The 12,765-nt window shown below is 57.2% G+C and carries 13 protein-coding genes; 10 read left to right on the plus strand and 3 right to left on the minus strand.

What is annotated here, in order from left to right; all coding sequences use genetic code 11:
* The first annotated feature begins 9 nt into the window (after window positions 1-9).
* From ACMGGM_RS02275 to ACMGGM_RS02290, 4 genes are read left to right on the plus strand one after another with little or no spacing between them, the layout of a single operon-like run.
* Window positions 10-1,032, plus strand: coding sequence for an ABC transporter permease (locus ACMGGM_RS02275; RefSeq protein WP_014883894.1), 1,023 nt, complete (start codon window positions 10-12; stop codon window positions 1,030-1,032).
* Entirely contained in the window at window positions 1,029-1,925 is an 897-nt protein-coding gene (gene ddpC / locus ACMGGM_RS02280; RefSeq protein WP_014883895.1) for a D,D-dipeptide ABC transporter permease, read from the plus strand. Before ACMGGM_RS02275 ends, ddpC begins: the two co-directional genes overlap by 4 nt.
* Window positions 1,922-2,908: an ABC transporter ATP-binding protein gene (locus ACMGGM_RS02285; protein WP_014883896.1), complete on the plus strand. Its 987-nt coding sequence runs from the start codon at window positions 1,922-1,924 to the stop codon at window positions 2,906-2,908. The genes ddpC and ACMGGM_RS02285 overlap by 4 nt, the downstream gene beginning before the upstream one ends.
* Window positions 2,901-3,830 carry an ABC transporter ATP-binding protein gene (locus tag ACMGGM_RS02290; RefSeq protein ID WP_336219822.1) on the plus strand — a complete coding sequence of 310 codons (930 nt, stop codon included), beginning with the start codon at window positions 2,901-2,903 and terminating at the stop codon, window positions 3,828-3,830. The genes ACMGGM_RS02285 and ACMGGM_RS02290 overlap by 8 nt, the downstream gene beginning before the upstream one ends.
* Here ACMGGM_RS02290 and ACMGGM_RS02295 read toward each other — a convergent pair.
* Entirely contained in the window at window positions 3,827-4,576 is a 750-nt protein-coding gene (locus ACMGGM_RS02295; RefSeq protein WP_023337325.1) for an SDR family NAD(P)-dependent oxidoreductase, read from the minus strand. The two genes, ACMGGM_RS02290 and ACMGGM_RS02295, sit on opposite strands and share 4 nt — an antisense overlap.
* Before the next feature lie 133 nt (window positions 4,577-4,709).
* On the opposite strand from ACMGGM_RS02295, the gene ACMGGM_RS02300 reads away from it, so the two are divergent.
* Complete coding sequence (locus ACMGGM_RS02300) at window positions 4,710-5,615, plus strand: LysR family transcriptional regulator (protein WP_014883899.1); 906 nt, start codon at window positions 4,710-4,712, stop codon at window positions 5,613-5,615.
* Between the two features lie 23 nt (window positions 5,616-5,638).
* On the opposite strand, the gene ACMGGM_RS02305 is transcribed toward ACMGGM_RS02300, so the two are convergent.
* Both ACMGGM_RS02305 and ACMGGM_RS02310 read right to left on the minus strand, forming a co-directional pair.
* A complete protein-coding gene (locus tag ACMGGM_RS02305; protein ID WP_014883900.1) occupies window positions 5,639-6,067 on the minus strand; it encodes an OsmC family protein in 429 nt (142 codons plus the stop codon).
* Between the two features lie 75 nt (window positions 6,068-6,142).
* Window positions 6,143-7,024, minus strand: a complete 882-nt coding sequence (locus ACMGGM_RS02310; protein ID WP_014883901.1) for a LysR family transcriptional regulator — start codon at window positions 7,022-7,024, stop codon at window positions 6,143-6,145.
* Window positions 7,025-7,134: 110 nt separating this feature from the next.
* Between ACMGGM_RS02310 and ACMGGM_RS02315 the strand changes: the two genes are divergently transcribed.
* The 5 genes from ACMGGM_RS02315 (at window position 7,135) to ACMGGM_RS02335 (ending at window position 12,595) form a co-directional block, all read left to right on the plus strand.
* A complete protein-coding gene (locus ACMGGM_RS02315) occupies window positions 7,135-7,986 on the plus strand; it encodes a Vmh family MBL fold metallo-hydrolase (RefSeq protein ID WP_047344274.1) in 852 nt (283 codons plus the stop codon).
* Window positions 7,987-8,218: 232 nt separating this feature from the next.
* Window positions 8,219-8,434 (plus strand): biofilm-dependent modulation protein, encoded by a 216-nt coding sequence (gene bdm / locus ACMGGM_RS02320; protein WP_023337329.1) that lies wholly within the window; start codon window positions 8,219-8,221, stop codon window positions 8,432-8,434.
* 95 nt (window positions 8,435-8,529) lie between these two features.
* Window positions 8,530-8,667 (plus strand): stationary-phase-induced ribosome-associated protein, encoded by a 138-nt coding sequence (gene sra / locus ACMGGM_RS02325; protein ID WP_008501714.1) that lies wholly within the window; start codon window positions 8,530-8,532, stop codon window positions 8,665-8,667.
* Window positions 8,668-8,843: 176 nt separating this feature from the next.
* Window positions 8,844-10,541, plus strand: coding sequence for an NAD-dependent malic enzyme (locus ACMGGM_RS02330; RefSeq protein WP_014883904.1), 1,698 nt, complete (start codon window positions 8,844-8,846; stop codon window positions 10,539-10,541).
* A gap of 344 nt (window positions 10,542-10,885) precedes the next feature.
* Window positions 10,886-12,595: an ABC-F family ATP-binding cassette domain-containing protein gene (locus tag ACMGGM_RS02335; protein WP_414149091.1), complete on the plus strand. Its 1,710-nt coding sequence runs from the start codon at window positions 10,886-10,888 to the stop codon at window positions 12,593-12,595.
* The last annotated feature ends 170 nt before the right edge of the window (window positions 12,596-12,765 follow it).

Here is a 12,765-nt window from a genome sequence, read left to right on the forward strand (position 1 = left end):
GGAAAGTGTATGACGTTCTGGAGCATCGTGCGCCAGCGCTGCTGGGGATTACTCCTGGTGGTGGCCGGTGTCTGTATCATTACCTTTATTATTTCACACATGATCCCCGGCGATCCGGCCCGTCTGCTGGCCGGAGACCGTGCCAGCGACGACATCGTGCAAAACATCCGCCAGCAATTGGGGCTGGATCAGCCGCTGTATATCCAGTTTGGTCGCTACGTCGATGCTCTCGCCCATGGCGATCTCGGCACGTCCATTCGTACCGGACGTCCGGTTGCACAAGACCTGAAGGCCTTTTTCCCTGCCACGCTGGAGCTGGCCTTTTGCTCCCTGCTACTGGCGCTGGTCATCGGCGTGCCGTTGGGGATTTTGTCGGCGGTCTATCGCAACCGCTGGCTGGATCATCTGGTGCGATTAATGGCGATGACTGGCATTTCCACACCAGCCTTCTGGCTCGGTCTGGGCGTTATTGTGCTTTTCTACGGGCACCTGCAGATCCTGCCGGGCGGCGGCAGACTGGACGACTGGCTCGATCCGCCGACGCACGTCACCGGGTTTTACCTGCTGGATGCCCTGCTGGAGGGCAACGTCGAGGTCTTTCTCAATGCGCTTCAGCATCTGATTTTACCCTCGCTGACGCTGGCGTTTGTTCACCTGGGCATCGTGGCGCGTCAGGTGCGTTCCGCGATGCTGGAGCAGCTTAGCGAGGACTACATCCGCACGGCGCGCGCCAGCGGCCTGCCTGGCTGGTATATCGTCCTGCGTTACGCTCTGCCCAATGCGATGATCCCGTCGATTACCGTGCTCGGGCTGGCGCTGGGCGATCTGCTGTACGGTGCAGTACTGACCGAAACCGTCTTTGCCTGGCCGGGGATGGGTGCCTGGGTGGTGACGTCCATTCAGGCGCTCGATTTCCCTGCCGTGATGGGCTTCGCTGTCGTCGTCTCTCTGGCCTACGTATTGGTGAATCTGGTGGTCGATCTGCTTTATCTGTGGATTGACCCACGAATTGGGCGCGGAGGTGCCGAATGATGTTAACGCAGGAAACGCCCGTCCCGGTTAAAACTGCCAGACAACGTATCAACTGGGCAAAACTGTTCTGGATGCTGCGTCAAAGCCCACTCACGATAGTTGGCGGCGTGATTATGATTGCGATGCTCCTGGTGATGGTGACCTCACCGTGGATTGTGCCGCATGACCCGAACGCGCTGGATCTGACCGCCCGTCTGCAGGCACCGTCCGCACAACACTGGTTTGGTACCGATGAAGTGGGACGCGATCTGTTCAGCCGCGTCCTGGCAGGCAGCCAGCAGTCGATCGCCGCCGGGCTGGCGGTGGTGGTGATTGCAGGCGGCATTGGCTCGCTGCTGGGCTGTTTGTCCGGCGTACTGGGTGGGCGCGGTGACGCCATCATCATGCGGGTGATGGACATCATGCTCTCTATACCCTCTCTGGTGCTGACCATGGCGCTGGCTGCCGCGCTCGGCCCGAGCCTGTTTAACGCCATGCTGGCGATCGCCATTGTCCGCATTCCGTTTTACGTCCGTCTGGCGCGCGGCCAGACGCTGGTGGTCCGCCAGTTTACCTACGTGCAGGCCGCCCGCACGTTTGGCGCATCGCGCTGGCATTTGATCCGCTGGCATATTCTGCGTAATGCCCTGCCGCCGCTGATTGTGCAGGCTTCGCTGGACATTGGTAGCGCTATTCTGATGGCCGCGACGCTGGGGTTTATTGGTCTGGGTGCACAGCAGCCGACCGCCGAATGGGGGGCGATGGTGGCCGTTGGCCGTAACTACGTTCTCGACCAGTGGTGGTATTGCGCCTTTCCCGGTGCGGCCATTTTGATTACCGCCGTGGGTTTTAACCTGTTCGGTGACGGTATCCGCGACCTGCTGGATCCAAAGTCAGGAGGGAAACAGTCATGACCGAATCGGTATTACGCATTGAAGACCTGCACCTGAGCTTCCCGATTTTTCGCGGTGAGGTCCACGCGCTGAATAACGTCTCGCTGGAGATCAAAAGGGGTGAGATCGTCGGCGTGGTGGGCGAATCGGGATCGGGGAAATCCGTGACCGCAATGCTCGCCATGCGGCTGCTGCCGGAAGGCAGTTACCGGATCCATCAGGGCCAGGTGATGCTACTGGGTGAAAATGTCCTCGCGGCATCTGAGAAACAGCTCCGCCAGTGGCGCGGCGCCAGAGTGGCGATGATTTTTCAGGAGCCGATGACCGCCCTCAATCCGACGCGACAGATTGGCAAACAGATGGTGGAGGTGATCCGCCAGCATCGACCACTTTCCCGGCGGGAGGCGCAACAAAAGGCGATTACCCTGCTGGAAGAGATGCAAATCCCGGACGCGCACCAGGTGATGGCGCGTTATCCGTTCGAACTCTCCGGCGGCATGCGCCAGCGGGTGATGATCGCCCTTGCCTTCTCCTGCGAGCCGGAGCTGATCATTGCCGACGAACCGACCACCGCACTGGACGTTACCGTCCAGCTGCAGGTACTGCGCTTGCTGAAGCATAAGGCGCGGGCCAGCGGCACCTCTGTGCTGTTTATCAGCCATGATATGGCCGTGGTATCCCAGCTCTGCGACAGAATGTATGTGATGTATGCCGGTAGCGTGATAGAGAGCGGCGCCACGCAAACGCTGATCCATGCCCCTGTTCATCCCTACTCCATTGGCCTGCTGAAGTGTGCGCCGGAGAACGGTCAGCCGCGCGATCTGCTCCCGGCCATCCCCGGCACCGTCCCCAACCTCAGCCAGCTTCCGCAGGGATGCGCATTCCGCGACCGCTGCTTTGCCGCCGGGGCGAAATGCAGCGAAACTCCGCGCTTACACCCCCATGGCGCAGAAGGTCAACAGGCCGCCTGCTGGTATCCGCAACAGGAGAAACCCCATGTCTGATGTGCTGCTGGAACTGGATAGCGTGCACGTAAACTTTGCGGCACGTAAAAACTGGCTGGGCCGCGTCACCGAGCAGGTGCATGCGCTCAACGGACTCGATCTGCAGATCCGCCGGGGAGAAACGCTGGGCATTGTCGGGGAATCCGGCTGCGGTAAAAGCACGCTGGCCCAGCTGCTGATGGGCATGCTTAAGCCCAGCACTGGGGCATACCAGCGGGTAAACCACGCGGGCGGCATGCAGATGGTGTTTCAGGACCCGCTCTCGTCGCTCGATCCGCGCTTGCCGGTCTGGGGCATCATCACCGAGCCGGTGTGGGTGCAAAAACGCAGCCCCGAACGGGAACGCCGACAGATGGCGGAAAACCTGGCGTTGCAGGTTGGCATTCGTCCGGAATATCTCGACCGGCTACCGCACGCCTTTTCCGGTGGCCAACGCCAGCGCATCGCCATCGCCCGGGCTCTCTCGTCCGATCCGGACATCATCGTGCTCGACGAACCGACCAGCGCGCTGGATATCTCCGTGCAGGCGCAAATCCTCAATCTGCTGGTGACCCTGCAACAGCAGCGTAATCTGACTTATGTGTTAATTTCGCATAACGTCTCGGTGGTCCGACACATGAGTGACCGCGTGGCGGTAATGTACCTCGGGCAGATTGTGGAGCTGGGCAGCGCCGCCCAGGTGCTGGGGGAACCGCGCCATCCTTATACCCGTCTGTTGCTCGATTCGGTTCCCCGCACCGGTGAACCGCTGGATGAAACGCTGGCGTTACGCAAAACGGAGCTTCCCGGAAACCGTCATCTGCCCAAAGGCTGCTTTTTCCGCGACCGTTGCCCGCTGGCCACGCAGGGGTGTGAAGATCCCCAGGCTTTACAGCCCTCTCACGAGGGCCGTCACGTTCGCTGCTGGCGCAACCTGGGTTAGATTTGCGCCATCCCGCCGTCCACAAACAGCTCGGTGGCGTTAATAAAGCTGGCCGCATCGGAGGCCAGGAACGCCACCGCTTTCCCTACTTCACCCGGCGCGCCTAAACGTCCGAGCGGGACCTGCGCGGCCAGCGCATCGTACAGCCCCTGACGGTGTTCTTCCGGCACCAAATCACCGAGACCCGGGGTTTTGATTGGGCCCGGACTCACCACGTTGACGCGGATCCCGCGGCCCTGCAAATCCAGCGCCCAGGAGCGGGCAAAGTTGCGAACGGCGGCCTTACTGGCGCTGTAGACGCTAAAGTTTGCCGTCCCCTTAATGGAGACCGTCGAGCCGGTCAGAATAATCGACGATCCGGCGGATAAGAGCGGCAGCGCCTTCTGCACCGTAAAGAGCACGCCGCGGACGTTAGTACCGAAAATACGGTCAAACTGCTCTTCGGTGATCGCGCCCAGCGGCAGCATATCACCGCCCCCCGCATTGGCGAACAGGATATCGAGACGGCCTTCCTCTTTTGCAATCCGGGCATAAACCTCATCCAGATCGCCGAGTTTAGAGACATCCGCACGAATGCCCACTGCCGTTGAAGCAATTTCAGCCACCGCCGCGTCCAGCTCGGCCTGACGACGTCCGGTGATGTACACCTTCGCCCCCTGAGCCGCCAGCTCCTGCGCCGTGGCAAGACCAATACCAGTGCTGCCCCCGGTTACCAGTGCAATTTTTCCTGAAAGAGTCGTGTTCATGTCATTTACCTTTTGTTGGGTTTGATTTGCGCGCTTTCGCTCGCGTTGAACAAACTTTAGCCCTTGCAGCATTAATGAAAAATAGGCAAAAATGAAAATGACTATTCACATACAGAAATAATCAGAGGGCCTGATGGACCAGTTAATGGCAATGCGTGCCTTTACGCGGGTGGTGGAATCCGGCAGTTTTACGCGCGCGGCGGATTCGCTGAATATGCCGATAGCCACCCTGAGCAAGCTGGTGAAATCTCTCGAAACGCATCTTGAGATCCGCCTCCTGCACCGCACCACCCGCCGGGTCGTCACCACGCCTGAGGGGGCGGAATACTATGAAAAAGCACTCAGGGTGCTGATTGATATCGAAGATATTGACACCTCTTTTCGCGTTTCTCGCGCGACGCCAAAGGGGCATCTGCGCGTCGACATCGGCGGCTCCACCGCCCGCGACGTGCTCATCCCCCTGCTACCAGATTTCATGCAGCGCTACCCGGATATCCGGATCGATCTTGGGGTGGCCGACCGGCCCGTAGACTTAATCAGCGGTAACGTAGACTGTGTTATTCGCGGCGGCCCGCTGAACGACTCAACACTTATTGCCCGACATCTCGGCAATGCTGAAATGGTTACCTGCGCGACGCCGGGTTATCTGAAGAATCATGGCGTCCCGGCCTATCCGCAGGAGCTGCGCAACGGCCACAAATTGATAAGCTATCTCTCTCCGGTCACCGGGCGGGCCTTTCCGTTTCGCTTCAGACAGGATGGCGAGGCGCTGGAAATCAGCATTCCACACTATCTCGGCGTTAATGAAAGCAATGCCCATCTCGCGGCTGCCGCGGCGGGACTTGGGATTGTTCAGACTTTTGAGTATTCGGCAAAGCACTATTTGCAGACGGGAACATTGACGGCAATCCTGAGCGACTGGCGCCCTGCGGCCTATCCGTTTCATGTGGTTTACCCCCAAAACCGGCATTTAACGCACCGCCTGAAGGTATTTATTGCCTGGCTGGCGGAGGTATTCCCCGCCGCGCTGAAGGGATAGCCGGGCGCGAACCCGGCTGGGGCTTAGTTGAGTTTGTAATCGAGCGTGATGTCGGCTTTCAGCAGCTGCGACACCGGGCAGCCTGCTTTCGCTTTCTGAATGATGCCGTCAAACTGCTGAGGTGCGATGCCGGGAACAGTCACCTTGCTTTTCAGCGCAACCTTTGTGATGGCAAAACCGCCGTCGGTTTTATCCAGCGAGACGTCTGCAGTGGTATCAATGGAATCGGCGGTATAGCCCGCCTCGCCCAGCATCAGCGAAAGCGCCATCGAGAAACAGGCGGCGTGTGCCGCGCCAATCAGCTCCTCAGGGTTGGTCCCCTTTTCACCCTCAAAGCGGGTGTTAAAGCCATAAGGCTGCTGATTGAGAACGCCGCTCTCGGTAGAAACCGTTCCTTTCCCGCGTTTAATGTCGCCAGACCAGTGTGCTGAACCGTGCTTATGAATAGTCATTCTTGCTCTCCTTTTGGCTTACAAAGGGTTAAGTATAGAAGGCTACTCAGATTCTGCGGCGAAGACAGAAGAGTCTTAGCCACTGAACACATGTTGCGCCAGTGCATCAAGGAATGCGCGCAGTGCGGCAGGTTGATATTCCCGGGACTGGTAAATGCCATGGATGGCAAGCGGTTTCGGCTCCAGCACGCTCAGAACCGGCACCAGTAATCCCTGCGCCAGCGCGTCAGATGCCTCACGCTCCGGCAACATGGCGATACCGCAGTGGTTAATCGCGGCGTCCATCAACAGCGATGAGATGCTGGCGCTCAGGTTGCCGCTGACGGCCACGCTCAGGCTTTCACCTTCCGGCGTAAGAAAATGCCAGGACTGCCCGGCGAAAAAGCTGTAGTGCAGGCAATTATGCTGCGCTAAATCTTCGGGACTGACGGGCGTTCCGTGCTGAGCAAGATAGTCCGGCGAGGCGCAAAGGACTGAACGACACTCCCCGAGTCGGCGGGCGATCATGCCCGGTTCGGGGGTGTCGGTAATGCGCACGGCGACATCAATACGCTCCCCTACCAGGCTCACCGGGTGGTTGTTCACATCCAGCTCGATGCGCAGCTGCGGGTAGCGCGCGAGCAGCCCGGGGAGCACCGGCGCAATCAGGTGCATGGCGGTAAAGTGTGCACAGGCGACCCGCAGCGTGCCTGACGGCAAATCTTTCTCCGACTGGCCCTCAATCTCCTGCGAGAGCTGCGAAAGCGTCCGCGTTTTCTGCAACACTTTTTCGCCGGCTGCCGTCAGCGTCAGCTTGCGCGTGGAGCGGTTAACCAGCCGTGTTCCCGCCCACTTTTCCATTTGTTCCAGGTAGCGGCTCACCATCGGGCGCGAGATCCCCAATGCGCGGGCCGCCGCGCTCAAACTTCCCAGCTCGCATATCCGGTTGTAGACCTGAGCGGCGATAACGCGATCCATATACGCTCCATTTGCTCGATTTATGAAACTAAGCATGTCTTGTTTCAGGAATTCTGGCAAATACAAATATCCGTACAATAGAGACTTTCCTGAACCACAGAGACATGATGATGAAGCTTACTCGCCTTGCACTGCTTTGCGCCCTTTTCACACCGGCTGTTTTTGCCGCGCCGTTGACCATTGACACGTATAACCCGCAGGAAAAAGGCATTTTCGCGGTCTCTTCCACACTGGTCTCTGGCCCGAAAGAAGCCGTTCTTTTTGACGCTCAGTTCAGCGTGAAAGATGGCGAAGCGCTGGTGGAGAAAATTCGCCGCAGCGGTAAAACGCTGAACAAGATTGTGATCACTTCCGGCGATCCGGATTTCTATTTTGGTCTGCAACCGCTGGTAAAAGCCTTCCCGAATGCCAAAGTGGTGGCCACGCAGCAGGTGGTTGACCATATTAAGGCCACCAAAGACGCCAAACTCGCCTTCTGGGGCCCGCAGATGAAAGACGGCGCGCCAACGACGCTGGTCGTTCCGCAGGTGCTCGCCTCAACCACGTTTATGGTTGACGGGGAAAAGATCGACATTGAACAACCAGACAGTTACGCGGCTTACGTGTGGATCCCGTCTGCGAAAACGATCCTCGGTGGCACCGGTGTCTCCTGGGGTATTCACGTCTGGACGGCAGATACCCAGACGCCTGCTCGCCGCCAGCAGTGGCAGCAAACCCTGGACAATATGGCTGCGCACAAACCTGAACGCGTGATCCCGGGTCACTATCTTGGGACTCCGCCTGCCGGAACGAGCGCGATTGATTTTACGCGTGGCTACCTGCAGCATTTTGAACAGGCTTTATCCGCACACAAAGACTCCGCGGGCGTTATCGGCGCGATGAAAAAACAGTACCCGGATCTTGCCGAAGAGAGCTCCCTGGAATTAAGCGCCAAAGTAAATACCGGCGAAATGAAGTGGTAAGTTAAAAACGGCTCCTGCTATATTTCCCCCATAGCAGGAGCACCGCCCAAATATCCTCGTTGCCCAACGTCAATTTATCCCCACGTTTTAAAAGTGCATAAAAGCATGCACTTATGACATTTTCGTTTCTAAGATGAATCTTAGCCACAACGGGTAAAATATTTGCCATTCTGTTTATGAATTACATTTTTTGCGAGCCGTACCATTAAACAGACAACGACACGGAGGCAGCATGTTTACTTATTACCCGGCTAATACTGCAGCAGCACAACCTGAACTCGTTAACGCGATTGCGCAGGGTCTTCACGCCGAACACGGTGCTGTGACTGAAGATGACATTTTGATGGAACTGACCAGGTGGGTGGAATCCACGGATAATGACATCCTCAGTGACATCTACCAGCAGACCATTAACTACGTCGTCAGCGGGCGAAACGCACCTTTGTAAAAACCTGCTAAGCTGGATCTGCAACCTAAGGGGTTACATTTCGTTTGCGTAAGCAATCTGGTCCTTAAAACTATCAACAGGATTGAGGAGTTAACATGAAATCGAACCGTCAGGCACGCCACATTCTGGGACTGAACTACAAGCTTTCTAATCAGCGTAAAGTGGTGATTGAAGGCGACCACGAAACGCAAGTCACTCACGCCACCGGCAGAAAACGCCACGCGGGCAAGTAAGTTCCAGACTGAGACAGAGAACACCATCGGCAAAACCGATGGTGTTTTTGTTTATGTGTTGCGGTAATTAATATTCAGCTCCTTTATAATACCGCCCGACCGCACCCCATCGCACAGGCCAGAAAGATGACAAACAGCAGTGTCAGGGACGGATCTTCAAAAAAAGAGTGAGTGACATGGACAACAAACTGAAAAAACATCGTTCCTTATATATCCCTTATGCCGGACCGGTTTTACTCGAATTCCCCCTGCTCAACAAAGGTAGCGCCTTCAGCATGGAAGAGCGCAGCAGCTTCAACCTGCTGGGTTTACTGCCCGAAGTGGTTGAAACCATCGAAGAACAGGCAGAGCGCGCGTGGATCCAGTATCAGGGCTTCAAAACCGAAATCGACAAGCACATCTACCTGCGCAACATTCAGGACACCAATGAAACCCTCTTTTACCGCCTGGTGCAGAACCATCTGGAAGAGATGATGCCGGTGATCTATACCCCGACCGTGGGTGCTGCCTGCGAGCGTTTCTCTGAGATCTACCGTCGCTCCCGCGGGGTATTCATTTCTTACCAGAACCGTCACAACATGGACGATATTCTGCAGAACGTGCCTAACCACAACATCAAAGTCATTGTGGTCACTGACGGCGAGCGCATTTTGGGTCTGGGTGACCAGGGCATCGGCGGAATGGGTATTCCGATCGGTAAGCTGTCACTGTACACCGCCTGTGGCGGCATCAGCCCGGCGTATACCCTGCCGGTAGTGCTGGATGTGGGTACAAATAACCAGCAGCTGTTGAACGATCCCCTGTATATGGGCTGGCGTCATCCGCGTATTACCGACGAAGAGTACTACCAGTTTGTCGACGATTTCATCCAGGCCGTGAAACACCGCTGGCCGGACGTGCTGCTGCAGTTCGAAGACTTTGCGCAGAAGAACGCGATGCCGCTTCTGAACCGCTATCGCGATGAGATCTGCTCCTTTAACGACGATATCCAGGGCACCGCAGCCGTGACCGTGGGTACGCTTATCGCCGCCAGCCGCGCAGCCGGCAGCCAGCTGAGCTACCAGAAAATCGTCTTCCTCGGGGCAGGCTCCGCAGGATGCGGTATCGCCGAACAGATTATTGCCCAGACGCAGCGTGAAGGCCTGAGTGAAGAGCTGGCCCGCTCCCGCGTGTTTATGGTTGACCGTTTCGGCCTGCTGACAGACGGTATGCCGAACCTGCTGCCGTTCCAGACCAAACTGGTGCAGAAACGCGAGAACCTGAAAAACTGGGATACTGACAACGAAGTCCTCTCCCTGCTGGACGTGGTGCGCAACGTGAAGCCGGATATTCTGATCGGCGTTTCCGGACAAACCGGCCTCTTCACGGAAGAGATTATTCGTGAGATGCACAAGCACTGCGAGCGCCCTATCGTGATGCCGCTTTCCAACCCGACCTCCCGCGTAGAAGCGACGCCGCAGGACATCATCGCCTGGACCGAAGGTAACGCGCTGGTTGCGACCGGCAGCCCGTTCGATCCGGTGGTATGGAAGGATAAAACCTATCCGATTGCCCAGTGCAACAACTCCTATATCTTCCCGGGTATTGGTCTGGGCGTGATCGCCTCCGGCGCGTCTCGCATTACCGATGAGATGCTGATGTCCGCGAGCGAAACCCTCGCGGGCCACTCGCCGCTGGTCAATGATGGTGAAGGGCTGGTACTGCCTGAGCTGAAGGACATCCACAAGGTGTCGCGCGCTATCGCGTTTGCGGTAGGTAAAATGGCGCAGCAGCAGGGCGTGGCGGTGAAAACCTCTGCCGACGCGCTGCAGCAGGCTATTGACGATAACTTCTGGAAGCCTGAATACCGCAGCTATCGCCGTACCTCGATTTAATTCGCTCCGACCGTTCCCTCTCCCCGTGGGAGAGGGTTAGGGTGAGGGCATCAGACCGCACCATCGAATCCCACTAGCCAAACCCCCTTTCCCCCGCTACACTCCTTTCATCCATTAACTTACTGAATATATAAGGAGGCCAATTATGCTGTACTGTGAAATTTTCAATGTTTCACATACATTTGGTGATCGCACCCGCTCAAGCGTTATCGGTATCGTGCTGCGATAACTTCTGCTTGAGCGAAGACACCAACCCCTGAAATCCCTTCTCTCGGGCTTACTGAGTTATCGTCAGCGATGTTTGACGAGGCATAAACATGCCTGTAACTCTTGGGTAAGCAACAATGAGCACTTTACTCACTGCACAATCTTTACGTGTTGATACGGCGTTTGGCACGCTCTTCGACTCCCTTTCTTTTGCGCTGAAAAAAGGCGACCGCATTGGCCTGCTGGGCGATAACGGCTGCGGAAAAAGTACGCTTTTAAAGGTGCTGGACGGCACAGACTCCCCCGCCGCCGGTACGGTAGCGCTGGCCGGGCACTGCCTGATGGCGCGCGTTGAGCAACATCTTCCGGACGCTATTTTCCCGCTGACCATGCTGGATGCCGTACTCGCACAGCTGCCTTTAGCTGAGCGCGATAGCCTGCGCTGGAAAGCCGAAACGCTGCTGGCCGGCATGGGCTTTACCCCGCAGGATATGACGCTGCGCTCCGCCACGCTGAGCGGCGGGCAACACACCCGGCTGCTGCTGGCGCGGGCGTTGATTCACGAGCCGGATCTGCTCCTGCTGGATGAACCCAGTAACCACCTCGATTTGCCGACCATGCTCTGGCTGGAACATTTTTTACAGAACTGGTCAGGCAGCTTCGTGCTGGTCTCGCACGACCGACAGTTGCTGGATGCCGTCACAAACGGCAGCTGGATCCTGCGCGATAAAACGCTGCACTACTTTGCCCTTCCCTGCACGGCCGCACGCAAGGCGCTTGAAGCAAAAGATGAAAGCGACGCGCAGCGCCACAAGGCGGAGCAAAAGGAGATCGACCGCGTGACCGCCAGCGCGAAGCGGCTGGCGACCTGGGGCAAGGTTTACGATAACGAAGACCTGGCCCGGAAAGCCAAACAGATGGAAAAACAGGTCGAACGGCTGAAGGAGAGCCAGACGGCGCTTACGGCTGGCAGCCAGTGGACGTTAACCCTGCGCGGCGATGCGCTTCGCGCCGACCGACTGCTGGAGATAGAAAACCTCGGCGTGCCGCCTGCGCCGGGGCTTTCTGAGCTGTTTAACATCGACATCGCGCGTCTGAAAAGCGGCGATCGCGTAGCGATTGTGGGTCGTAATGGCTGCGGAAAATCGTCCCTGATGAAGCTTATCTGGCGCTGTTTTAGTGATGAGCAGAGCGATACGGGGCTGAAACTTCATCCACGCGTGTCAGCTGGCTATTACGATCAGACGCTGAACCAGCTGCCGGATGACGCCACGCTGTTTGACGCGCTGGAGCCGTTCGCGCCCGACCCGCAACACAGAAAAATGGCGCTCATCAGCGCCGGATTTCCGTGGGCGCGTCACGGACAAAACGTCAGTACGCTCAGCGGTGGCGAACGCTCTCGACTGCTGTTTGTCGGCCTGACGCTTGCCCGCTATAGCCTGCTGATGCTCGATGAGCCGACCAACCATCTCGACATGGAGGGCAGAGAGGCGCTGGCGCAAACCCTGCAGCAGTTTGAGGGCGGCGTCCTGCTGGTCAGCCACGACCGTCAGTTAATTAGCCAAAGCTGCAACCGTTTCTGGTTAATTGAAGAGGGAAAGCTGAGCGAATGGCATGATGCAGAAGCGGTATTCGAGCGGCTGCGTGAAAGCGCGGGACTGGTAACATCCCCAGCTCCCGTCGACGCCACGACCATGCCTGTATCCCCCTCTGACGATCTGCTTGAACGGCTTGTCGCGCTGGAAACATTGCTGGAAGACGATCTGGCGCGTAAGCCAAAGCATCAGAAACCACAGCTGCAGGCTCAATGGCGTAAAGAAATTAAGGAGATAGAAGCACAGCTGTAACACTGCGCCCGGCGAGCCTCTCGTCGGGCCAGTATTTTCCCCCTTAATTATTAGAGGAACATCCTTTTCTTAATCTGAAATCACCTTAAATGATGACATTATGTTGCGGGCACCTTGCATTACAGCGCTTAAGCATTAATCCTTGAGGAGTATTACACCTGCTATGCAGA

It is taken from the genome of Enterobacter sp. BNK-14 (genome assembly GCF_047456095.1).
GTDB classification, from domain to species: Bacteria; Pseudomonadota; Gammaproteobacteria; order Enterobacterales; family Enterobacteriaceae; genus Enterobacter; species Enterobacter kobei.